Here is a 21,805-nt window from a genome sequence, read left to right as displayed (position 1 = left end):
TGCGGGCGGTGAGTTGGCGCTGGTCGGTGGTGAGTTGACGCCGTTCGGTGGTTGGTCGCACGGCAGGTGACAGGCAACAGATGACGGATGACGGATATTGATATCTGTCATCCGTTATCTGCCACCTGTCAGCCGCCAGTCACCAGTCACCAGTCACCAGTCACCAGTCACCAGTCACCAGTCACCAACCGTCCGCCAGCCGAGCCCGGCCTTGCTTTGCCCGGTCTAACCTTGCCCACCCGAGCCCGGCGCAGAGCCAACTCCGCCCCCGATCCCGACCCCAGCCCCAGCCCCAGCCCCAGCCCCAGCCCCAGCCCCAGCCCCAGCCCCAAGACGATCCCCCGCCCCACACGTCTGACCTTCACCGCTTGCCCACACCATCGAACCCCGGTGAAGATCGTGCGGTGAGCCGACCCCAGAACACCGCCGCGCCCACCCCTGCGGTCCCCGGGCCGGTCTCCACCCCGCCGCCGCCCACCGCCGCGCCGCGCATCCTCGCCGTACTGGCCCTGGTGACCCTCGCGGCCCTGATACCCCTCTTCGGCCCCGCCGCAGCGCTGGACGGCACCGGCGAGGCGGCGGTACCCGCGACCCGTACCCTCTCGCTGCTGCGCGCCGTGCTCTTCGGGGCCCTCTGCCTCCAGATCGGCGAGGTCTTCGCGGAGTCGCTGGCCCGCCGGATCCCCGGAGCGCGGGCGCTGCCCGGCGTCCGGTCCTGGACCCCGTACGCGGCCGGGGCCGGAGTGCTCGCCGCGCTCGGGCTCGCCGCCATCGTCTCCACCGGCAATCTGCTGCCGCACCACCTCCACGACATCGACTTCGGCGCCCTCTCCCGCAGCCGCGAGGGGATGCTCGCGCTGGTCGAGGTCAACGCCTTCGTCTTCGCCTGGCTGCTCGGGGGCGCGCGGAGCCCGCTGGTGCGCCTGCTGCCGCCCGCCGCGGTGGTACTCGCCGAGGCCCTGCGCGCCCACCCGCCGACCGAGGAATCCGCCCTGTTCGGCAGCGCCCTGACGGTGGTCCACCTGAGCTGCGCGGCGGCCTGGGCGGGCGGACTCCTGTACGTACTGCGCCGTCAGCGGGCCTGGCGGGCCGCGCACCCCGGGGAGGCGGTCGCCCTGCTCGGGCGGTACGCGCGGGCGGCGGGCCTGCTGCTCGCGGCGCTCACCGCGACCGGGGTGTGCAGCACGCTGCGCCGGATGCCGCCGGAGACCGTCCTCGACCAGCTCTTCACCACCGGGTACGGGCGGACCCTGTGCGCCAAGGTGCTGCTCGTCGCCGTGGTGGCGCTGCTCGCCCTCGCCGCCCGGCTGCGCCTGAGCCGCGCCGCCGACCCGCTGAGCGCCGGTGTCCCGGCCCGCGCCGAGGTGGTCCTGCTCGCCGCGGTGGTCGTGGCGAGCGCGCTCCTGACCGCGATGCCGCTGCCGATCCACTGGTAGGCCGGCGGCGACTGCCGAGCGCCGGCAACCCGCTGACCGGCCCGCGGCGGGGACCAACCGCCGACAGACCGGCCACCGATCACCGATACGCCCGCGACGCTTGCCGACCGCCCCGTCCCCAGACCTGCCGCACCGTCAACTCACCCCTGAACGGACCGCCTTGGCACCTCACGGGGCACCCGCCCCGCCGTCCGCCCCTCAAGTAGGCCCCCGCAGACCCCTGCTGAGGCCGCGACAGAAAGGTCCGGGGTACGCGCTGTCGTAGCGGGCCCTTATCCTCGATGACCATGCTCCACGACAACCGCACCGCCTTCGCCGGTTCCTGGCCCGAGTCGTACCCCTCGGGGTATGCCGTGGTCGACGTCGAGACGACCGGTCTCGCCCGGGACGACCGGATCGTGTCCGCCGCGGTCTACCGCGTGGACGCGCGCGGCGAGGTCGAGGACCACTGGTACACGCTGGTGAACCCGCAGCGCGACCCGGGCCCGGTATGGATCCACGGGCTGACGAGCGAGGTGCTCTCCGGCGCCCCGCTGTTCGAGGAGATCGCCCAGGAGTTCTCCGAGCGGCTCGCGGACCGGGTGCTCGTCGCGCACAACGCCGTCTTCGACTGGTCGATGATCGCCCGCGAGTACGCGCGGGCCGAGCGGACCCCGCCGGTGCGCAGCCGCCTGTGCACCATCGCCCTGTCCAAGGAGCTCGGCCTGCCGCTGCCGAACCACCGACTGGAGTCGCTGGCCGCGCACTTCGGCGTCGTACAGCAGCGCGCGCACCACGCCCTCGACGACGCCCGGGTGCTCGCCGAGGCCTTCCGGCCCAGCCTGCACGCCGCGGCGAGCCGGGGCGCCCGGCTGCCGCTGCTCGAATGCCGGCCGCTGACCGAGCTGCCCGCCGCGGTCTCCGCGAGCACGCCCCGCATCGGCCGCCAGTCCTCGGGCGCCCCCTCCGCTCCTTCCTCTCCTTCCTCCCCTTCTTCCTCGTACGGCCGGTCCTACGGGGCGGGCAGTTGGCGGCCCTCGCGCAAGCGGCCGCCGTGCCCCTATCCGAACCCGGGCCGGTACGAGCCGGGACGGCCGCTGCGGCAGGGCATGCGGGTGGCCTTCTCCGGGGACACCTCCGTGGACCGCGAGCTCCTGGAGGACCGGGCCGTGGCGGCGGGGCTGCACGTGGCGTCCAGCCTGTCGCGGCTCACCAGCCTGCTGGTCACCAACGACCCGTACTCGGCCACCTCGAAGGTGCTGCGGGCGGCGCAGTACGGCACCCCGGTGATCGACGAGGCGGCCTTCGGGCAGCTGCTGCTGGACGTGGCGCCCGCCGGGTCCTGAGGCGCCGGGCGGCCGGGCCCGTGGCGTGCCCTCGCCCGGCCGTCAGACGGGTGATTATCGGCCCGGCCCGCGCCCGCGTGCTCGCATCGCGCCGCCCCGCGTCCCACTCTGTGGCGCATGGCACGATGTGAGGTCTGCGGAAACGACTACGGCATGTCCTTCGAGGTGCACGCGCAGGGCGCGGTGCACGTCTTCGACTGCTTCTCCTGCGCCATCCACCGCATGGCGCCCATCTGCGAGCACTGCCGGTGCCGCATCATCGGCCAGGGTGTCGATGTCGACGGCCACTGGTACTGCGGGGCCCACTGCGCCCGCGCCGAGGGGATGGTGGGCATCGTCGACAAGGTCTGACCCCGGACGGCGCCGCAGCGCCACCCCTGCCCGACCGCACCCCGCGACCGAGTTGTACGGTCGTGGGGTGTACCGCTTCCTGTTGTCCCGGCAGTGGGTGATCCTCACCCTCCTGACTCTGCTCCTCATTCCGGTGATGGTCAGGCTGGGCTACTGGCAGCTCCACCGGCACGAGCACCGGGTCGCCCAGAACGAGCTGATCTCGCGCACCCTCGCCGCGAAGCCCGTACCGGCCGAGCAGCTGACCTCCCCGGGCCGCGAGGTCCCGCGCCGCGACCTCTACCGCCAGGTCACCGCCGAGGGCACCTTCGACACCGCGCACGAGGTCGTCGTACGCCGCCGCACCAACGGCGACGACGAGGTCGGCTTCCACGTACTGACCCCCTTCCTCCTCAAGGACGGCCGGGCGCTCCTGGTCAACCGGGGCTGGATTCCCGCGGACGGGCCGCAGACCGCCTTCCCGAAGATCCCGGCGCCGCCGCGCGGCGAGATCACCGTCAGCGGGCGGCTGATGCCGGACGAGTCGACGGCGGCGAGCGGCATCAAGAACGTCAAGGGGCTGCCCGACCGGCAGATCATGCTGATCAGCAGCCGCGCCGAGGCCCGGTCCCTCGGCCGCGAGGTGCTCGGCGGCTACGTCCAGCAGACCGCCCCCGAGCCCCGCGGCGACTCCCCCCAGCTGCTGCCCGCCCCGGACCACAGCAGCATCGGCCCGCACATGGCCTACGCGATCCAGTGGTGGCTGTTCGCCGCCGCGGTCCCGGTCGGCTGGGTCGTCCTGGTGCGCCGCGAGCGCCGCGACCGGAGCGGCCCGCAGGAGGCCGCGCCCGAGGCGGAGAAGGCGCCCGCGCCCGCCTGAGCCCGGCGCGCGGCGACCCGCCCTTTGCCCGGCCGGGCGGCCGGGGCAGGATGGGGCCCATGGATCTTGGGCTGAAGGACCGTGTCTACCTCGTCACCGGCGCCACCCGCGGGCTCGGTCACGCCGCCGCGCGTGAACTGCTCGCCGACGGCGCGAAGGTCGTCATCAGCGGACGCGAGGAGCGGGCGGTGGCCGAGGCCGCCGCCGGGCTCGGCGCGGGCGCGCTCGGCGTGGCGGCGGACAACGCCGACCCGGAGGCGGCCTCGCGCCTGATCGCCGCCGCCCGCGGGGAGTTCGGGCGCTTCGACGGCGTACTGATCAGCGTCGGCGGACCGCCGCCCGGCTTCCTCGCGGACAACACCGACGCGCAGTGGCAGGCCGCCTTCGACTCCGTCTTCCTCGGCGCGGTGCGGCTCGCCAGGGCCGCCGCGCAGGAGCTGGAGGAGGGCGGGGTGATCGGTTTCGTGCTCTCCGGTTCGGTGTACGAGCCGATTCCCGGGCTGACCCTCTCCAACGGGCTGCGGCCGGGGCTCGCGGGCTTCGCCAAGTCGCTCTCGCAGGAGCTGGGCCCGCGCGGCATCCGGGTCGTCGGCCTGCTGCCCGCCCGTATCGACACCGACCGGGTACGCCAACTCGACGGACTCTCCCCCGACCCGGAGGCGGCCCGCGCCGCCAACGAGGCCCGGATCCCGCTGCGGCGCTACGGCACCCCCGAGGAGTTCGGCCGCAGCGCCGCCTTCCTGCTCTCCCCCGCCGCCTCGTATCTGACCGGCCTGATGCTGCCGGTGGACGGCGGGGCGCTGCACTCCATCTGAGCGCGGGCTCCGCGTTCCCCCCGGAGCCCAGGCGGGCGGCCGGGAGAGACGGTGCGGGCCCGGCGGATTCCCTTGCCGGCATGGTCAGTTGACGCGTTCGGCCCGATGGCCCACGGTACGCAGCCGGACCTCGGCGGGGAGTTCACCGAGGCCCGCGCTGCGGCGGGCGTGGGCGAGCGCCTCGGTACTGAAGCGCTCCAGGAGGTCGGCCGGTACCGCGTGCGGTTCGAGCCGCAGCCGGACCCGGGCCTTCGGGGACTGGCGCCGCCCGGTCAGCGAGACCTTCGCGCGGCCCACGCCCTCGTACGCTCCGACCTCCGCCTCCATGGCCTGTTCCAGGGCGCGGCCGCGCAGTCGGGCGCTCTCGTCGTCGTGGCTGTCGACGAGCAGTTCGGACAGCCGCCGGCGGCGCAGCGCGGAGGCCAGCCAGCCGAGCGCGAGCAGCAGGCAGACGGCGAGCACCGCGATCACCACCCACCACCACCAGCCCTCGTCGTGCCAGCGCTGCCGGTCGGCCGTGCTCAGCAGGACGTCCTTCTTGCCGTCGTGGATCCACCAGGAGGGCGGCTTGGCGCCGAGCCCGATGGCGAACACCGAGCCGCCGAGGACGAGCAGCACGAGACCGCTCAGTGCGAGCAGAACGCGGTTGAGGGTGCCGGTCATCGCCGCCCGCCCTTCGCTCCAGGGGCCGCAGCCGTCCACCGCACGGGCTTCATCCCTTCCTGCCGGGGCGTGAGACCCGCACCGCGAGCGCGGGCGGATGTCCGAGGCCGAGCTGTCCGATGCCCCCGGCGAGGGCGGTGTGCAGATCGGCGCGTACCTCGTCGAGTTCGCGGAAGTGCGAGACGGCGTGCACCTTCGCCTTGCGCCGCTTCACCCGCACCCGCGCGGACTGCACCCCGGCGACCTCCATCGCCCGGTCCCGCAGCACCAGGGCCGCGGTGTCCCGGTGCAGGGCGCCGCGCACCCCGGGCCGGTAGCGGGTCATCGACAGCAGTCCGCGGCGCCCCGGGGTCAGGGCGAGCAGCAGCAGCCACAGGCCGAGTACGGCGGCGATCCCGGCGCCGGTCAGCACCCAGGTGTCGTCCAGCGGGCGTTCGGCGAGTTCCCGGGCGAGCGTCTTGCGCCACTGCATGGCCTTGCGTCCGGCGCGTACCGCCACGACGTCGTAGAGCAGCAGGGCGAGTCCGAGCAGGAGCAGCAGCGAGAGCAGGGCGGCGGGCAGGCGGCGCCGGGACCAGAATCGGCGGGCCCGGCCCTGCGGTCCGGGCGACGGCGCGGTGGCTCCCGCGGGCGGCTCGCCGGTTCCCTCGGGCGGGCCGTTCGGCTCGTCGAGGACGGGCATCCGCCGGGTGGCCGCCTGTCCGGTGCCCTCGGGTCCGGTGTTCTCGGGTCCGGTCACCGTACTCTCCGTCCCGCGCCCGGCTGGTCGGCCGGATGCAGCCGCTCCACCTGTACGGCGACCTCGGGGACCTCCAGACCGGCCAGCGAGCCGACCCGGCTGACCACCCGGCGCCGTACCGCGCCGCACTGCCCGCCGATGTCGGAGGGGTAGCCGAGTTCCAGGGAGATCCGCACCCGGGCGGCTCCGCGCCTCACCGAGACCGTGGCATGGGGTGCCGCGCCGGGGCGGGGGCCGCCCACGGCCTCCCGTGCCGCCTGCGCCGCGATCTTCGCCACGACCCGGTCGGCGATGCTGGTCGCCCCGCGCTCCGCGGGTGCGACGACCTCACCGGGCACCCGTCACCGCCGCCGGTCGCCGCGGTCGCGGAAGAAGTAGCCGGGCTCCACGTCGCCGTCGAGGTACTTGCCCACCACGAAACCGATGGCGCCCAGCGCCGCCACCAGCAGGAAGGCACCGAAGCCGCCGAAGTATCCGGCGAAGGCCAGGGCCATTCCCGCGATCATGCCGATCACGGCGTTGCTCATCTGCTGCGCTCCTCGTCGAGTCACTGCGCTGTGGGCCCGCCACCGGGCCCGGGGCCCCCTTCGGCGCTACGTCCGAGAGGCTGTCCGGAAGCTACTGAACCCGGGACTCGCTCTCCTCGTCGTCCTCCTCGTCCGGCAGCTTCACGTCGCTGACGGCGATGTTGACCTCGACGACCTCGAGTCCGGTCATCCGCTCCACGGCGTTGATGACGTTCTCCCGCACATCGCGGGCGACATCGGCGATCGACACCCCGTAATCGACCACGATCTCCAGGTCCAGGGCGGTCTGCGACTCGCCGACCTCCGCCTTGACGCCCCGTGAGACGGACTTGGAGCTGCCCGGCACCCGGTCGCGCATGGCGCCGAAGGCGCGCGACATGCCGCCGCCCATCGCGTGGACCCCGGCCACATCGCGTGCGGCGAGACCGGCGATCTTCTCGACCACGCCGTCGGCGATGGTGGTCTTGCCCCGCTCGCCGGAGCCGCCGCCGCGCCTGCCGCCGGGGCGGCGGCCCGTCTCCTCGGCCGAGGCACCCTGCCCGGGCTCGTTCTTCTTCCAGTCGGTGGTCTCAGGCATCGCTCTACATCCTTTTCGGAAGGAGATCTGCTTCCTCGCACAGATTAGGAGCCTTTGCCGGGTTTCGCGCCATGGATGAGGCAGTCTGGGGCAATGACAGCGGACCAGTGGACGCGCAGGGTACGAGAGCAGCTGGGCCTCGGCAGGCTGCTGCCGCTCGGCGGCGTGCACGGCGGCGCCTGGCTGGCGGAGTCGGCGGCCCGCGGGGAGTTGCTGCGGGCCGCCGCCCACCTGGCGGGCGTACGGGTCGGCGCGCTGCGGGTGGGGCCATTGGAGGGAGCGGCCACCCGGGAGCCCGCGGTGCCGCCGCCCGCGAGCGCCCTGCGGCCGGGACCGCTCCGCCTCACCGCGGAGTTCGCGGCGGCCGGGACCCAGCCGCTGCCCGCGAGCGGGGCCCAGCTGCGTGCCGTACTGGAGGCGGCGGCCGGTGAGCGGCTGGGACTCGACCTCGCCCGGATCGATCTGCGCGCCACCGGGCTGCTCGACGTCGACGCCGAGGCGGCCGCGCCCCGCTCCGAGGACGCGGCCGCTCAAGAGGACGCGGCCGCTCAAGGAGCCGAGAACGCGGCCGTTCGAGGAGCCGAGAGCACGGCCGTTCGAGGAGCCGAGGACTCCCCCGGAAGCCGGGACTCCCTTGATGCCGCCGGTCCCGGGGGCGCGAGCGCGGAGGAGGAGCGCGTCCGGCAGGCGGCCACGCGGGTGCCCGGGGTGGCGCGGCTGACGGGCGTGCTGGGCGGGCTCGGCCGACCGGTCCATCTGGAGACGGTGGACGGCGGTACGGCGGCGCTGCCCCGGCGCCATGCCCGGGTGGAGCTGGCGGTGGCCCGCGGACACCAGGCCCTGGAGGTGGCCCTGGCGGTCCGGCGGGCCGTCGGCGCGGCCCTGCCGGACGAGCCCTCGGTCGCCGTGGTGGTCACGGCGGTCGACGGGGAACCGGCCGGGAAGTGACCGGCACCGACCACGGGCGACGACCCGGGCACCCGGGATGCGCCCGCGCTGCGGTCGGCCCTGATGGGCAGTCGATGAACCGGAAGCGGAAGGCCCTGATGGGCGGCCGGTGAACCGGAAAGAGAGCCGCCCGTCAGAGTCGGGGCCCGGGACGCCGGCCGGGCCCCGGTGGCGTCACTCGCCCAGCCCGACCAGGTCCCGGAGTCGGCGGCCCTGGGCGGCGCGCTCGGCGGTCCGCTGGGTGTCCAGGTCCTGGGCGGTGGCGGCCTTCTGGAGCAGGGCCTTGGTCTCGATGACCGCGTTGCGGGGGGCCTGGAGCAGGGCGGCGGCGAGGTCCTTGGCGGCGGCGTCCAGCTCCTCGCGGGGGACGACCAGGTTGGCGAGACCGGTGCGCTCCGCCTCCTCGGCGTGGACGTAGCGGCCGGTGGCGCAGATCTCCAGGGCGCGGGCGTAGCCGACGAGGGAGACGAGCGGCTGGGTGCCGGTCAGGTCGGGCACCAGGCCGAGGCTGGTCTCCCGCATGGCGAACTGCACGTCCTCGGCGACGACGCGCAGATCGCAGGAGAGCGCGAGCTGGAAACCGGCGCCGATGGCATGCCCCTGCACGGCGGCGACGGTCACCAGGTCGGTCCGCCGCCACCAGGTGAAGGCCTCCTGGTACTCGGCGATCGTCGCGTCGAGTTCCGCCTCGGGACCGCGCCCGAGGTCGATGAAGGAGGGCTCGCCCTCGAAGCCCTCGGGGGTGAAGGCCTGCCGGTCCAGCCCGGCGGAGAAGGACTTGCCCTCGGCGCGCAGCACCACCACGCGCACACTGCCGGGCAGCGCGCGGCCGGTCTCGACGAGGGCGCGCCAGAACGCGGGGCTCTGGGCATTGCGCTTGTCGGGATTGGCGAGGGTCACCGTCGCGAGGTCGTTCTCGACGGTGAGCCGCACGCCGTCCTTGTCCAGTACAGGTGCGAGCGAAGTCATGGGGCGCCTCCGGTGGGTGCAGTCGGCACGGGCTCCCGCGGAAACCCGTAAGTGACTGCACAGTAACCACCCGGCGGCCCGCAGGACCGACCGGGTGACCACCGCCGAAGGCAGTCGTGCCGCCCGGAATCAGCCGGCCGAGGCCTTCTTGCCCCGCGTCGCTCCGCCACGACCGCGCAGAACGACACCGGATTCACTCAGCATCCGGTGCACAAAGCCATACGAGCGGCCGGTCTCCTCGGCCAGCGCTCGGATGCTCGCACCGGAGTCGTACTTCTTCTTCAGGTCTGCCGCGAGCTTGTCGCGCGCGGCGCCGGTAACCCGGCTGCCCTTCTTGAGAGTCTCGGCCACCCGGTCCTCCTCATGGGAAGTGCGCTCTGGGGTTCTCATGATCACCCCTCCCGGGCTTCCTGGCCACCCATTCGGCAAGGTCTCTCCGACAAACATGGAACCCGGGAGGCCTCGGGGACGTCCGCAGAATTCCGGACGTCGGCCGGGATAAAGAAACAGAGTTGCCGGTTTGTCGAGTGAATTGCCAGGTCAGGGCGGTACGGCCGCGGAATTTCGCGGAGCGCGGCGGCGCCGGAGAAATTCCGTGTACGACACACCGCAGGGTCGGCGGGCCTCACACAGATGAGGGATCACTTGTCGGCCGAATGATCCATAAGCCGGGGATCAGCTATTCGATCAAGCAAAGGCGACCCCCGGAAGGGGGCCGCCGCCGCCCGCCGCCGTCCCTCAGGCCAGCGCGACGAGGTCCGCGTAGTCCGCGCCCCAGAGGTCTTCGACGCCGTCCGGGAGCAGGATGATCCGCTCCGGCTGGAGCGCCTGGACGGCGCCCTCGTCGTGGGTGACCAGGACGACGGCGCCCTTGTAGGTGCGCAGGGCGCCGAGGATCTCCGCGCGGCTCGCCGGGTCGAGGTTGTTGGTGGGCTCGTCGAGGAGGAGGACGTTGGCGGAGGAGACCACCAGGGTGGCGAGCGCGAGCCGGGTCTTCTCGCCGCCGGAGAGCACGCCCGCGGGCTTGTCGACGTCGTCGCCGGAGAAGAGGAAGGAGCCGAGCACCTTGCGCACCTCGACCAGGTCCAGGTCGGGCGAGGCCGAGCGCATGTTCTCCAGGACCGAACGCTCCGGGTCGAGGGTCTCGTGCTCCTGGGCGTAGTAGCCGAGCTTGAGCCCGTGGCCCTCCAGGACCTGGCCGGTGTCCGGCTTCTCGACGCCGCCGAGCAGGCGGAGCAGGGTGGTCTTGCCGGCGCCGTTGAGGCCGAGGATGACGACCCGGGAGCCCTTGTCGATGGCGAGGCCCACGTCGGTGAAGATCTCCAGGGAGCCGTACGACTTGGACAGGCCCTCGGCGGTGAGCGGGGTCTTCCCGCAGGGCGCGGGCTCGGGGAAGCGGAGCTTGGCGACCTTGTCGCTGCGGCGCTCGTCCTCCAGGCCCGCGAGGAGCTTCTCGGCGCGGCGGGCCATGTTCTGCGCGGCGACGGTCTTGGTCGCCTTCGCCCGCATCTTGTCGGCCTGCGAGTTGAGGGCGGCGGCCTTCTTCTCGGCGTTCTGCCGCTCGCGCCTGCGGCGCTTCTCGTCGGCCTCGCGCTGCTGCTGGTACAGCCGCCAGCCCATGTTGTAGACGTCGATCGCGGAGCGGTTGGCGTCCAGGTAGAAGACCTTGTTGACGACCGTCTCGACCAGGTCGACATCGTGGGAGATCACGATGAAGCCGCCGCGGTAGGTTTTCAGGTAGTCGCGCAGCCAGACGATGGAGTCGGCGTCGAGGTGGTTGGTCGGCTCGTCGAGGAGCAGGGTGTCGGCGTCCGAGAAGAGGATCCGCGCGAGTTCGACGCGGCGGCGCTGGCCGCCGGAGAGGGTGTGCAGGGGCTGGCCGAGCACGCGGTCGGGCAGGTTGAGCGCCGCGGCGATGGTGGCCGCCTCGGCCTCGGCCGCGTAGCCGCCCTTGGTGAGGAACTCGGTCTCCTGGCGCTCGTACTGGCGCAGCGCCTTCTCGCGGGTGGCGCCGCTGCCGCTCGCGATGCGCTGCTCGTTCTCGCGCATCTTGCGCAGCAGGGTGTCGAGCCCGCGCGCGGAGAGGATGCGGTCGCGCGCGAAGACGTCGAGGTCGCCGGTGCGCGGGTCCTGCGGGAGGTAGCCGACCTCTCCGGAGCGGGCGACGGTGCCGGCGGCGGGGATGGCCTCACCGGCGAGGACCTTGGTGAGGGTGGTCTTGCCCGCGCCGTTGCGGCCGACGAGGCCGATGCGGTCGCCCTTGGCGACGCGGAAGGTGGCGGACTCGATGAGGATGCGGGCGCCGGCTCGCAGCTCGACGCCAGAGGCGGTGATCACGGTCATACTCCGGGCAGGGTGGAAGGACGGCGGGCGGACGGGGGCGTCGGACGCCGTCTAATGCACAAGGAGAATGGCCATGGGCCAATCCTAACGGCGGCGGCAAGCGCTTTTTCCCGGGCCCGGCGGCCCAACAGGCGCCCGGACCGGGCCGATACGCCCTCCGGCGCGGCTCCCGGCCGCCGGGCGCGGTCCCGCGCCCGAGGCCGGGCGGCGGGTGGCGGCCCGCGGGGTCCGGGCCGTTGTCAGTGCCGGGTGCCAGACTGTGGAACCGGTCACATCAGGACCGTATGACGCACGAGGCGCACGAGGAGACAGACCATGGCAAACCCTCCGGCGGGGACCGCGAGCATCTACCCCACCCTGCTCTACGCGGACGCCAAGGCGGCCATCGCCCAGCTCAAGGAGGCCTTCGGCTTCACCGAGCTGAGTGTGTACGAGGACGAGGACGGCACCGTGCTCCACGCCGAGCTGGCCCAGGGCAACGGCGCGGTGATGCTGGGCTCCAAGGGCCGCGGCGGCGCCTTCGACACCGCGATGAGGAACGCGGGACCCGCGGGGGTCTACATCGTCGTGGACGAGGTGGACGCCCACCACGCACGGGCGGCCGCGCGGGGCGCGGAGATCCTCATGCCGCCGACCGACCAGGACTACGGCAGCCGGGACTACATGGCCCGCGACCTGGAGGGCAATGTGTGGAGCTTCGGTACGTACGCGCCCGAGCTGCCCCGGTAGCGCCCGGGGCGGTCCGCACACGCCGAAGGCGTGCTCAGGCGCCGCCGGTGTGCACCTGGAAGGCGGCCCGGCGCACGGCCTTGGCCAGCGCGGGGTCGGGGTGCGCGGCGGCCAGGGCGACGAGCACCTGCACGGTGCGCGGGTGGCCCACCGCCTGGACCGCCTTCAGGAAGGCCGGGATGGAGGGTTCGAGCGCCGACTCCAGGTGGCGGACGAGGAGTTGGGCCTCACCGTGATCGGCCACGGCGGCCGCCGTGTCCACCCAGAGCCAGGTGGCCTCGGTGCGGGTCAGCGCGAGCTGGGCCTCCTCCGGGTCGGCACCGGCGAGTTCGGCGAGCCACAGCAGGGCGTAGGGCCGCAGCGAGATCTCACCGAGCACGGCGCGCACCTCGCCCTCGGCGGGGGCGCCGACCACCCGCAGGGCGTCGAAGGCGAGCCCGCGGAGCAGGGCGTCCTCCCCGCGGGCGGCGGCGAGGAGTTCGTGGACGGCGCTGCCGACGGGACGGGCGGCGAGCCAGGCGCGGTACTCCGCGCGGGCCGCGTTCGGCCGCAGCGGGGCGCAGCCGCGGAGCATGTCCTCGGCGGACTGCTCGATATTGCCCGCCGGGCTCTGCGCGGCGACGCAGATCTGCTCCAGCTTGACCCACACCGCCCAGTTGCCGAGCGGGGTGAGGGCGGCCTGCCCGTCGGCACAGGTGAGCGCGCCCACCGCGGTGAGCGCGTCGAGGGCCCAGTCGAGCAGCGGGGCGAGCTGGGCCTGTTCGGCGCCCTCGGGCAGCGGCTCCGGCTGCGGCCCGTAGGGGATCTCGCAGCGGCCGCTGCGCAGTTCGCTGACCCGCTGGTCGAGGAGGTCGAGGAGCTGCTCCACGGGGACCGGCCCCGCGGAGAGCTGGAGGAGGGAGAGCACCTGCGGCATGGCACCGACGACCTCGCCGACGGCGGCCCCGCCGATGCCCTCCGGGCCCTGGCGCACCAGCGACCAGGCGTCGAAGAGGGCCACCCAGCCGCGCAGCACGGCGCTGTCGTCGCGGTCCCAGGCCCGCAGCCGCCAGCCGGGGCGGGCGGTGCCGTCCTGCGCCTCGACCAGACCGGCCAGCCGCGCGGTGTCCCAGTCGGCCCGTACCTGAGCGGGGGTCAGGCCGAGGGTGCGCGCGGCGAGTTCGACGGCGTCCTCGGTGAGGGCGCCGCCCGCGTCGGCCGGGGTCTGGCTGCCGGAGCGCACCCGGGTCCCGGCCCAGCGGGCGAGCCGGGCCGCACCGGCGAGGGAGCGGCGCGCCAGCCCGGCCAGCTCGCCCTGCGCCGGGGTGCCCTCGGGCGGCCGCGGCGCGGGGCGCTTCGAGGGCCGCTGGGCCGCCGGGCGTGACGCGGCAGCGAGGGGACGGGAGCGGACGAGTCGGAGTCTGGAGTCGCGCGGGGTACGGGACGTCACAGGTGCAGTCTTCCGGTTGACGGTCCGAAAACCCAAACGGAATGACGTACGCCGCTCCCGGGGCCCCCGGCTGAACGGGGTGAGGCCCGCCCCGGACAGGGCGAAACGGAAGTGCCACTACTGGCCGGTTTCCGCCCCCTGCCCGCCGCCTGTCCGCCGTGCGGGACAGCCCGGCAAGATCGTCGGGGCGGCACTGGAGGAATCTCAGAGGAGGCCTGGACGGAAAGGAGACCCGGAGACGAGTGACGCGAGAAGGCCGCGGGGAAGCGGCGAGGCCGCCCCGGCCGGAGGGGAGGGACCTCAGACGAGCGGAGTGAGGAAGCGCCGCAGGGCCTCCTCGTACTCGGCGGGGGCCGCGTTCCACAGCGCCCCGTGCGAGGCGCGCGGGACCGTGTGCAGGCTGACCAGGTCCTGCCGCCGCTCGGCGAGCTCCAGGGAGAGGGCGTACGGGGCGAGCCGGTCCTCGGGGCTGTGGAAGAGCAGGGTGGGGGTGGCGAGGGCGGCCGCGGCACCGGCGGCGAGCCCGTCGCCGCGCAGCCCGGCGCGGCCCTGGGCGGCGCGCACCGCGAGCGGCAGGATCGGGGCCGGGGTGCGGCGCGCGGCAGCGAGTCCGCGCAGCGCGGCCTGCCAGCTGAGCACCGGGGAGTCGAGCACCAGGCCCACCACGCGCTCGCGCAGCGGGGAGTGGGTGGCCGCGTGCAGGGCCATCGCGGCGCCGGTGGACCAGCCGAGGAGGATGACCCGCTCGGCGCCGTAGCGGACGGCGTAGCGGATGGCCGCGTCCACATCGCGCCACTCGCGCTCGCCGAGCCTGCTCACGCCGTCCGGATTGCGCGGGGCGCCGAGGTCGCCGCGGTAGGAGAGGGCGAGCACCGGCAGGCCGAAGTGCTGGAGCTGGTCCATCAGGACCATCGGGTGCTCCCGGGTGGTGCCGAGCCCGTGCACCGCGATCACCCAGGTGGTCCGGGGGGCGGGCACGAACCAGGCCGGGAGGTCGCCGAGTTCGCCGGGCACGTCCACATCGGCGTAGTCGAGGCCGAGGGCACTGAGCGGATCGCCGAGGTAGACCTGCGGCGTGAACCGGACCCGGGTGCCGGACCGGAGGCTGCCGTGCGTGACGGCGTCCAGCCGCCGCACCACGGTGTCGGCGGGCGAAGCGGGGTCCGCCTCCAGGACCGGGCCGGTGACCGCGTGGCAGCCGTCGCCGGTGAGGCCGAAGACGCCGGGGCGCAGCGAGGCCAGGGAGCGGGTGAGCATGATCCGTCCGGCTCCCGCCGCGTGGACGGTCAGCCGGGGTTCGGTGGGCAGCGGCCTGCCGGGCTCGGCCCGCAGGGCGGGCTCGCTGGCGAGTCGGCCGACAGCCAGTGCTGCCGCGCCCACGCCGAGTACCGCGGAGACGGTCGCCGCCGTCGCTGTGACAGTGCGCACCGCTCCAGTGTGGGTGCGGGACGCGGGGTCGGCCAGCGGAGGCGGTTCCGCGGGGCGTGGCGGGGAGGCGGGACCGGCCGCCGGGGGGCCGCTCAGCCCGGCTCCCCGCTCCCCTCGGCCGCTCCCTGCCCGTACCCTCCGAGTCGCTCCCCCGCCTCGTCGAGTTGGGCCTCGGTCAGGAGGGTGGGGGCGCGGCCGGGGACGGTGCTGGCGGTGAGCCAGAGGCGGCACATCCACTCCAGCTGGGCGGTGCGGTCGTAGGCCTGGTCGAGGCTCTCGCCGTAGGTGAGGGCGCCGTGATTGCGGAGCAGGCACCCGGTGCGGCCGCGCAGGGCGCGCAGGGCGGCCTCGGCGAGTTCGGGGCTGCCGTAGAGGGCGTAGTCGGCCACCCGGGGCGGACCGCCGAGGGCGGCGGCCATGTAGTGGATGGGCGGGAGCCGGTCCACCAGGGTGGAGACGGCCGTCGCGTGGACGGCGTGGGTGTGGACGATCGCGGCGGCGTCGGTCGCGGCGTACACGGCGAGGTGCAGGGGGAGTTCGCTGGTCGGCTTGAGGCGGCCGTGGACGGTGCGCCCCCGGAGGTCGACGGCGAGGAGGTCCGCCGGGGTCAGCCGGTCGTAGGGCACGCCGGTCGGGGTGACGAGGACGGTGTCGCCGAGCCGGACCGAGACATTGCCGGAGGTGCCGACGACCAGCCCCTCGGCCACGGTCCTGCGCGCGGTCGCCACCAGCGCGGCCCAGGCCGCGTCGAGCGCGGGGCGCCCGGCCGCCGGGAGTCGCGCGGCCGATGCCGCCGGGGCTCCCCCGGCCGGAACCGCCGGGGCATGCGTGTCCGGTGCCGCCTGAGCCTCTGCGCCCGAAGCCGCCCGGGGCTCCGGGTCCGATGCCGCCCGGGCCTCCGCATCCGATGCTGTCCGGGCTTCCGCGTCCGAAGCCTTACGGGTCTCCGCGTACGGTCCCGTCGCGCGCTCGTCTCCGGCTCTTGCCGGGGGTGCGTCCTCGTCCATGCCGGTGATCCTGCCAGGCGGGCGGCCGCCGGGCTCCGGCCGGGCGGGGACCGGCCGACCTGGGCGTACTGCTGTGACGGAGCCTCACCCTGCCCCGTACGCCCCATTTATGAATATTGATCAGATAAGCGTGTTACTCCACAGAATCTAGACAAACCGTGGCTAATCTCGCCGATGATTTGTCCTGCACATCGCGACCCGGGGGCAACATGGCTCACGTCCTGCAACCCACTCGCCGCCGCGCCCGCCTCCTCTCGGTGGCCGTGGCCTCCCTCGCCATCACCGGCAGCACGCTCGCCACGTCCTCCGAAGCCGTGGCGGCGGCGAAACCACGAGGCCACGACGTGTCCTCGCACCAGGGAAAGATCAACTGGCCCCAGGCCAAGAAGAACGGCGCCCGGTTCGTCTACATCAAGGCGACGGAGGCCACGAACTACCGGAACCCCTACTTCGCGAGCCAGTACAACGGCTCGTACAAGGCGGGGATCCTGCGCGGCGCCTACCACTTCGCCCTGCCGAACAAGTCCTCCGGCAAGACGCAGGCGCAGTACTTCCTCCAGCACGGCGGAGGCTGGAGCGCGGACGGCAAGACGCTGCCGCCCGCGCTGGACATCGAACACAATCCGTACGGCGCCAACTGCTACGGGCTGAGCACCGGTTCGATGGTCAGCTGGATCAAGTCCTTCAGCGACGAGATCAAGCGGGTCACCAAGCGCCGCCCGGTCATCTACACCAGCGCCAAGTGGTGGAACACCTGCACCGGCAGGAGCAGCGCCTTCGCCAAGGAGCACCCGCTCTGGCTGGCCAACTGGGCCTCCACGCCCGGCCCGATGCCCGCGGGCTGGTCCTTCCAGACCTTCTGGCAGCACGCCACGAAGGGCTCGCTGCCCGGGGACCAGAACGTCTTCAACGGCGCGATGTCGCAGCTGCAGAGGTTCGCCTCCCGGTAGCAGGCGGCAGACACCTTCGCGGGCCGCGGACCGGCACCGACCGGCCCGCCGTCCGCCTCCGCCGCCGTCCGCCTCCCGCGGGCGGCGGCGGTGCGCCGCCCCGGCCGCGGGCGGCGCGCACGCGGAACCCTCGATGCGGTCACCTCAGGGCCCTGGTCAGTTCATCTGGTGTTCACTCAGGCTGCTTACGTTCATCGAGCCAATGACGTCCACTCGAAGCCTGGGTTAATGGAACACTTCACCCTCCTGCTCGGGGTCGTGATCATCACCGCCCTCGTGTTCGACTTCACCAATGGTTTCCACGACACAGCCAACGCGATGGCCACGACCATCTCGACGGGCGCACTGAAGCCCAAGACAGCGGTGGCGATGTCCGCCGTGCTGAATCTCGTAGGCGCCTTCCTCTCCGTGGAGGTCGCCAAGACGATCTCCGGTGGAATCATCGACGAGGACGGCATTCGCACCGAAGTGATCTTCGCGGCGCTGGTGGGCGCCATCCTCTGGAATCTGCTGACCTGGCTGCTGGGCCTGCCGTCGAGTTCCTCCCACGCGCTCTTCGGCGGCCTGATCGGCGCCGCGGTGATGTCGGCGGGCTGGTCCTCGGTCAACGGCTCCACGGTCGTCACCAAGGTCCTGCTCCCCGCCCTCGCCGCACCCCTGGTCGCCGGGATCGCGGCGGCCTTCGCCACCCGGCTCACCTACCGGCTCGGCAGGGGCACCGACGAGAAGGCCACCGCGAAGGGGTACCGCGCCGGGCAGATCGCCTCCGCCGGTCTGGTCTCCCTCGCGCACGGCACCAACGACGCGCAGAAGACGATGGGCATCATCACCCTCGCCCTCGTCACCGGCGGCGTGCTCTCCCCCGGCTCCAACCCGCCGGTCTGGGTGATCACTTCGGCCGGTCTGGCCATCGCGCTCGGCACCTACCTCGGCGGCTGGCGCATCATCCGCACCATGGGCAAGGGCCTGACCGATCTCGCGCCGCCGCAGGGCTTCGCCGCCCAGACCAGCGCGGCGACCGTGATCCTCGCCTCCTCGCACCTCGGCTTCTCGCTCTCCACCACCCAGGCCTGCTCGGGCTCGGTGATGGGCGCGGGGCTCGGCCGCAAGGGCGGGGTGGTCCGCTGGTCGACCGCGACCCGGATGTTCGCCGCCTGGGGGCTCACCCTCCCGGCCGCGGGCCTGGTCGGCGCGGGCGCCCAACTCCTCACCGAACAGGGCAACTGGGGCACCGTCCTCACCGGCGCGCTGCTCGTCGGCGGCTCCGGAACCATCTGGCTGCTCTCCCGCAGGCAGCCGGTGGACCAGCACAACGTCAACGACATCGGCAGCGCCGAACCCGCCGGGGTGGTGACCACCGCGATCGCGGCCGTCACCCCGCCGCCCACCGCCACCCAGGCCGCCGAGGCGGCCGCGACCCCCGACACCGCCACCGCGGAGCAGGCGCCCACCCAGCCGCTCCGCGCGACCGCCTGAGGAGCCGGCATGAACATCGACTGGGCAGCGCTCGGTTCCGTCTTCGGAGTCAGCCTCGTGGTGACCGTCGCCATGGTCGGCGTCTTCACCCTCGGCGTCGTCGGCCTCGCCCGCCGCGAGGCCGCCGTGAGCCGGCAGGGAGGCACGGCACTGGCCACCACCGGCGCCTGCCTCTGCTTCGTGGCCTGCGCCGCGGTGGTCGGATACGGAATCCAGCTGATCGTCGCCTGAAACACCAACGGGCCGCCCCCGCGCGGCCCGTGCACGACGCGCGCCCCGGAACCTCGTCCGCGAGGGACCGGGGCGCCCGTACGTCGGCGCCCGGCGCCAAGCGGCCCGCCGGGCCCCGGCTGTGGGGATCGGCACACTCTTCCCGCCCAGGTCAGCGGCCAGTTGACGGGGGTGGCGGTGCGTGGTGGACTGCCCCGAGCCGAAGTACGGCGGCAGAGAGGAAGCCGGTGCGAGTCCGGCGCGGTCCCGCCACTGTCACCGGAGAAAGCGCTCCCCCAGTACGAGCCACGGCCCACCCAGGGTGGTCCCGGCCCGCGGGGAGCCGCCGATCCGGAAGCCAGGAGACTCTCGCCGTCGTCATCACGTCGAACCGGGGCGCGGACCCTGAGTGAGGACACATAGCGATGCCGGGCCGCCCGCCTCTGGATTCCCCTGCCGAACGCGCCCCGCGCGCCACCGCACCCCGCCGAGGCGAGCCGGCGGCCTGAGCGATGGGTGCCGAACGGGTCTTCGCCTGCGGCGCCGCCACCGGTCTCCTCGGTGACCTCCTGTTCGGCGATCCCCGCCGCGGGCATCCGGTCGCCGTGTTCGGACGCGGGGCGGCGGCGCTGGAACACCTCCTGTGGCGCGACCACCGGGGCTGGGGCGCACTGCACACCGCCCTCTGCGCCGGAAGCGTCGTGGGCGCCGGCGCGCTGGCCGCCCGACTGGTGCGCCGCTCCCCCGCCGCCGCCACCGCGCTGACCGCGGCGGCCACCTGGGCGGTGGTCGGCGGCACCTCGCTGGCCCGGGAGGCCACCGCGATCGGCGAGGCGCTCGCCGCCGGGGACACCGGGGCCGCCCGCGCCCGGCTGCCGCATCTGTGCGGCCGGGACCCGGAGTCCCTCGACGCGGCGGGCATGGCGCGCGCGGTCGTCGAGTCGGTGGCCGAGAACACCTCCGACGCGGTGGTCGGCGCCCTGGTCTGGGGCGCCCTCGCCGGGGTGCCGGGGCTGCTCGGCTTCCGCGCGGTCAACACCCTGGACGCGATGGTCGGCCACAAGTCGCCCCGCCACCGCCGCTTCGGCTGGGCCGCCGCCCGCCTCGACGACCTCACGGGCGCGCCCGGCGCCCGGCTCACCGCCGCCCTCGCCGTCCTGGCGGGCGGGGACCCGCGGGGCGCCGCCCGGGCCTGGCGCGCGGACGCGGGCGCGCACCCGAGCCCCAACGCGGGCCCGGTGGAAGCCTCGTTCGCGGGCGCGCTCGGCGTACGGCTCGGCGGCACCCTCTCCTACGGGGGCCGGGTCGAGCACCGCCCCGTGCTGGGCGGCGGCGGCCGGGAGGTCGAGGTGACCGACATCCGGCGGGCGGTGCGGCTCTCGCGCCGGATCACCGCGCTCAGCCTGGTGGTGTGCGCGGCGGCGAGCCTCGTGCGGACCCGGGCGGGTGCCCGGTGAACGGCGGGGGGCTGCTCGTCGCGGGGACCACCTCGGACGCGGGCAAGAGCGTGGTCACGGCGGGCATCTGCCGGTGGCTGGTGCGGCAGGGCGTGAAGGTGGCGCCCTTCAAGGGCCAGAACATGTCCCTCAACTCCTTCGTCACCCGGGAGGGCGCGGAGATCGGCCGGGCCCAGGCGATGCAGGCCCAGGCCTGCCGTGTCGAGCCGAGCGCCCTGATGAACCCGGTCCTGCTGAAGCCGGGCGGCGACCGCACCAGCCAAGTCGTCCTGAAGGGGCGCCCGGTGGGCGAGCTGAGCGCCCGCGGCTTCTTCGGCACCGGGGACGCGCGCCTCGGCACGGGCCTGCACGGCGGCGGCCGCGAGGCCCTGCTCGCCACCGTCGTGGAGTGCCTGGAGGAGCTGCGGAGCAGCCACGACGCGGTGATCTGCGAGGGCGCGGGCAGCCCCGCCGAGATCAATCTGCGCCGTACCGACCTGGTCAACATGGGCATCGCCCGGGCGGCGCGGCTGCCGGTCCTGGTGGTCGGCGACATCGACCGCGGCGGGGTCTTCGCCTCCTTCTTCGGTACGACGGCGCTGCTCGCCCCCGAGGACCAGGCGCTGCTCGCCGGATACCTGGTGAACAAGTTCCGCGGCGATGTCTCCCTGCTCGAACCGGGCCTGGACATGCTCCGGTCGCTCACCGGCCGCCGCACCTACGGCGTGCTGCCCTTCCGGCACGGCCTCGGCATCGACGAGGAGGACGGCCTGGCCGTCTCGCTGCGCGGGGCGGTGCGCGAGTCGGCGGTCAGCGAGCCCGCCGGGCCTCAGGTGCTGCGGGTCGCGGTCTGCGCCGTACCGCTGATGTCGAACTTCACCGATGTGGACGCGCTGGCCGCCGAACCGGGCGTGGTGGTGCGCTTCGTGGACCGCGCCGCGGAACTCGCCGACGCGGACCTGGTGATCGTGCCCGGCACCCGCGGCACCGTGCGGGCCCTCGGCTGGCTGCGCGAGCGCGGGCTCGCCGGGGCCCTGGCACGCCGGGCCGCCGAGGGCCGCCCGGTGCTCGGCATCTGCGGCGGCTTCCAGCTGCTCGGGGAGCGCATCGAGGACGAGGTGGAGTCCCGCGCGGGCACCGTCGAGGGGCTCGGGCTGCTGCCGCTGCGGGTGCGCTTCGCCCGCGAGAAGACCCTCGGCAGGCCGCACGGCGAGGCCTTCGGCGAGCGGGTCGAGGGGTACGAGATCCACCACGGCCTCGCCGAGGTCACCGGCGGCGAGGCCTTCCTGGACGGCTGCCGCTCGGGCTCGGTCTGGGGCACGCACTGGCACGGCTCGCTGGAGTCGGACGGCTTCCGGCGGGCCTTCCTGCGCGAGGTCGCGGCGGTCGCGGGCCGCCGCTTCGTGCCCGCGCCCGGCACCTCCTTCGCCGCGCTGCGCGAGCAGCAGCTCGACCACCTGGGCGACCTGATCGAGGAGCACGCGGACACCGATGCCCTGTGGCGGCTCATCGAGTCGGGGCCGCCCGCGGACCTGCCCTTCGTCCCGCCGGGGGCGCCGTGACCCCCGTACCCGGCCCAGCCCGCGCA

22 protein-coding genes, 1 pseudogene and 1 riboswitch are annotated in these 21,805 nt (G+C 74.2%); of the genes and pseudogenes, 12 read left to right on the top strand and 11 right to left on the bottom strand.

The annotated features are described in order from the left end of the window. Window positions 1-404: 404 nt before the first annotated feature. The 5 genes from MID12_RS27150 to MID12_RS27130 all read left to right on the top strand — a co-directional run bounded on the left by MID12_RS27150 (window position 405) and on the right by MID12_RS27130 (window position 4,786). Window positions 405-1,436, top strand: a complete 1,032-nt coding sequence (locus MID12_RS27150; protein ID WP_411577013.1) for a CopD family protein — start codon at window positions 405-407, stop codon at window positions 1,434-1,436. 287 nt (window positions 1,437-1,723) lie between these two features. Then, complete coding sequence (locus MID12_RS27145; RefSeq protein WP_411577012.1) at window positions 1,724-2,761, top strand: DEDDh family exonuclease; 1,038 nt, start codon at window positions 1,724-1,726, stop codon at window positions 2,759-2,761. A 117-nt stretch (window positions 2,762-2,878) separates the two neighbouring features. Beyond that, the gene (locus MID12_RS27140) at window positions 2,879-3,112 is read left to right on the top strand and encodes a hypothetical protein (protein ID WP_078845261.1); all 234 of its coding nucleotides are present in this window, start codon (window positions 2,879-2,881) and stop codon (window positions 3,110-3,112) included. 67 nt (window positions 3,113-3,179) lie between these two features. After that, the gene (locus MID12_RS27135; protein WP_040254722.1) at window positions 3,180-3,971 is read left to right on the top strand and encodes an SURF1 family protein; all 792 of its coding nucleotides are present in this window, start codon (window positions 3,180-3,182) and stop codon (window positions 3,969-3,971) included. Window positions 3,972-4,030: 59 nt separating this feature from the next. After that, on the top strand, window positions 4,031-4,786 hold the full coding sequence (locus MID12_RS27130) for an SDR family oxidoreductase (RefSeq protein ID WP_168537298.1): 756 nt from the start codon (window positions 4,031-4,033) through the stop codon (window positions 4,784-4,786). Window positions 4,787-4,870: 84 nt separating this feature from the next. Here the strand turns inward: MID12_RS27130 and amaP are convergent, their stop codons facing one another. The 5 genes from amaP to MID12_RS27105 all read right to left on the bottom strand — a co-directional run bounded on the left by amaP (window position 4,871) and on the right by MID12_RS27105 (window position 7,292). Beyond that, complete coding sequence (gene amaP, locus MID12_RS27125) at window positions 4,871-5,449, bottom strand: alkaline shock response membrane anchor protein AmaP (RefSeq protein WP_040258389.1); 579 nt, start codon at window positions 5,447-5,449, stop codon at window positions 4,871-4,873. 49 nt (window positions 5,450-5,498) lie between these two features. After that, a complete protein-coding gene (locus tag MID12_RS27120; RefSeq protein ID WP_263171410.1) occupies window positions 5,499-6,188 on the bottom strand; it encodes a DUF6286 domain-containing protein in 690 nt (229 codons plus the stop codon). Further along, complete coding sequence (locus MID12_RS27115) at window positions 6,185-6,526, bottom strand: hypothetical protein (protein ID WP_263171407.1); 342 nt, start codon at window positions 6,524-6,526, stop codon at window positions 6,185-6,187. Before MID12_RS27115 ends, MID12_RS27120 begins: the two co-directional genes overlap by 4 nt. 3 nt (window positions 6,527-6,529) lie before the next feature. After that, a complete protein-coding gene (locus MID12_RS27110; RefSeq protein ID WP_040254714.1) occupies window positions 6,530-6,715 on the bottom strand; it encodes a hypothetical protein in 186 nt (61 codons plus the stop codon). Window positions 6,716-6,806: 91 nt separating this feature from the next. Further along, a complete protein-coding gene (locus tag MID12_RS27105) occupies window positions 6,807-7,292 on the bottom strand; it encodes an Asp23/Gls24 family envelope stress response protein (RefSeq protein WP_040254711.1) in 486 nt (161 codons plus the stop codon). Between the two features lie 93 nt (window positions 7,293-7,385). Between MID12_RS27105 and MID12_RS27100 the strand changes: the two genes are divergently transcribed. Continuing rightward, complete coding sequence (locus MID12_RS27100; protein ID WP_263171404.1) at window positions 7,386-8,240, top strand: nucleopolyhedrovirus P10 family protein; 855 nt, start codon at window positions 7,386-7,388, stop codon at window positions 8,238-8,240. A 174-nt stretch (window positions 8,241-8,414) separates the two neighbouring features. Here the strand turns inward: MID12_RS27100 and MID12_RS27095 are convergent, their stop codons facing one another. From MID12_RS27095 to MID12_RS27085, 3 genes are all read right to left on the bottom strand, one after another. Continuing rightward, window positions 8,415-9,209 carry an enoyl-CoA hydratase/isomerase family protein gene (locus MID12_RS27095; protein WP_040254709.1) on the bottom strand — a complete coding sequence of 265 codons (795 nt, stop codon included), beginning with the start codon at window positions 9,207-9,209 and terminating at the stop codon, window positions 8,415-8,417. Window positions 9,210-9,338: 129 nt separating this feature from the next. Continuing rightward, window positions 9,339-9,560, bottom strand: a complete 222-nt coding sequence (locus tag MID12_RS27090; RefSeq protein WP_040254708.1) for a helix-turn-helix domain-containing protein — start codon at window positions 9,558-9,560, stop codon at window positions 9,339-9,341. A 387-nt stretch (window positions 9,561-9,947) separates the two neighbouring features. After that, window positions 9,948-11,546 (bottom strand): ABC-F family ATP-binding cassette domain-containing protein, encoded by a 1,599-nt coding sequence (locus MID12_RS27085; protein ID WP_040258388.1) that lies wholly within the window; start codon window positions 11,544-11,546, stop codon window positions 9,948-9,950. A 321-nt stretch (window positions 11,547-11,867) separates the two neighbouring features. Between MID12_RS27085 and MID12_RS27080 the strand changes: the two genes are divergently transcribed. Then, window positions 11,868-12,281, top strand: coding sequence for a VOC family protein (locus tag MID12_RS27080; protein ID WP_040254706.1), 414 nt, complete (start codon window positions 11,868-11,870; stop codon window positions 12,279-12,281). A gap of 34 nt (window positions 12,282-12,315) precedes the next feature. Here the strand turns inward: MID12_RS27080 and MID12_RS27075 are convergent, their stop codons facing one another. From MID12_RS27075 to MID12_RS27065, 3 genes and pseudogenes are all read right to left on the bottom strand, one after another. Further along, window positions 12,316-13,710, bottom strand: a complete 1,395-nt coding sequence (locus MID12_RS27075) for a hypothetical protein (RefSeq protein ID WP_263171397.1) — start codon at window positions 13,708-13,710, stop codon at window positions 12,316-12,318. A 300-nt stretch (window positions 13,711-14,010) separates the two neighbouring features. Continuing rightward, entirely contained in the window at window positions 14,011-15,138 is a 1,128-nt protein-coding gene (locus MID12_RS27070; RefSeq protein WP_263171395.1) for an alpha/beta hydrolase, read from the bottom strand. A gap of 92 nt (window positions 15,139-15,230) precedes the next feature. Next, window positions 15,231-15,881: pseudogene (locus tag MID12_RS27065) on the bottom strand (class II aldolase/adducin family protein); the annotation flags it as partial. Between the two features lie 473 nt (window positions 15,882-16,354). Here MID12_RS27065 and MID12_RS27060 point away from each other — a divergent pair. From MID12_RS27060 to MID12_RS27040, 5 genes are all read left to right on the top strand, one after another. Further along, a complete protein-coding gene (locus tag MID12_RS27060) occupies window positions 16,355-17,095 on the top strand; it encodes a lysozyme (RefSeq protein ID WP_263171392.1) in 741 nt (246 codons plus the stop codon). A 228-nt stretch (window positions 17,096-17,323) separates the two neighbouring features. Continuing rightward, entirely contained in the window at window positions 17,324-18,571 is a 1,248-nt protein-coding gene (locus tag MID12_RS27055) for an inorganic phosphate transporter (RefSeq protein WP_040254699.1), read from the top strand. A 9-nt stretch (window positions 18,572-18,580) separates the two neighbouring features. Continuing rightward, on the top strand, window positions 18,581-18,802 hold the full coding sequence (locus tag MID12_RS27050) for a hypothetical protein (protein WP_263171389.1): 222 nt from the start codon (window positions 18,581-18,583) through the stop codon (window positions 18,800-18,802). Between the two features lie 216 nt (window positions 18,803-19,018). After that, a riboswitch (cobalamin riboswitch) is annotated at window positions 19,019-19,150 on the top strand. 143 nt (window positions 19,151-19,293) lie between these two features. Further along, a complete protein-coding gene (locus MID12_RS27045; protein WP_263171387.1) occupies window positions 19,294-20,238 on the top strand; it encodes a cobalamin biosynthesis protein in 945 nt (314 codons plus the stop codon). Further along, window positions 20,235-21,779: a cobyric acid synthase gene (locus MID12_RS27040; protein WP_263171384.1), complete on the top strand. Its 1,545-nt coding sequence runs from the start codon at window positions 20,235-20,237 to the stop codon at window positions 21,777-21,779. Before MID12_RS27045 ends, MID12_RS27040 begins: the two co-directional genes overlap by 4 nt. Window positions 21,780-21,805: the final 26 nt, after the last annotated feature.

It is taken from the genome of Streptomyces sp. SCSIO ZS0520 (assembly GCF_025643355.1).
Lineage (GTDB): Bacteria > Actinomycetota > Actinomycetes > Streptomycetales > Streptomycetaceae > Streptomyces > Streptomyces physcomitrii.
The sequence above is the reverse complement of the archived record's forward strand: the minus strand, read 5'-3'. Positions and strand labels throughout refer to the sequence as shown.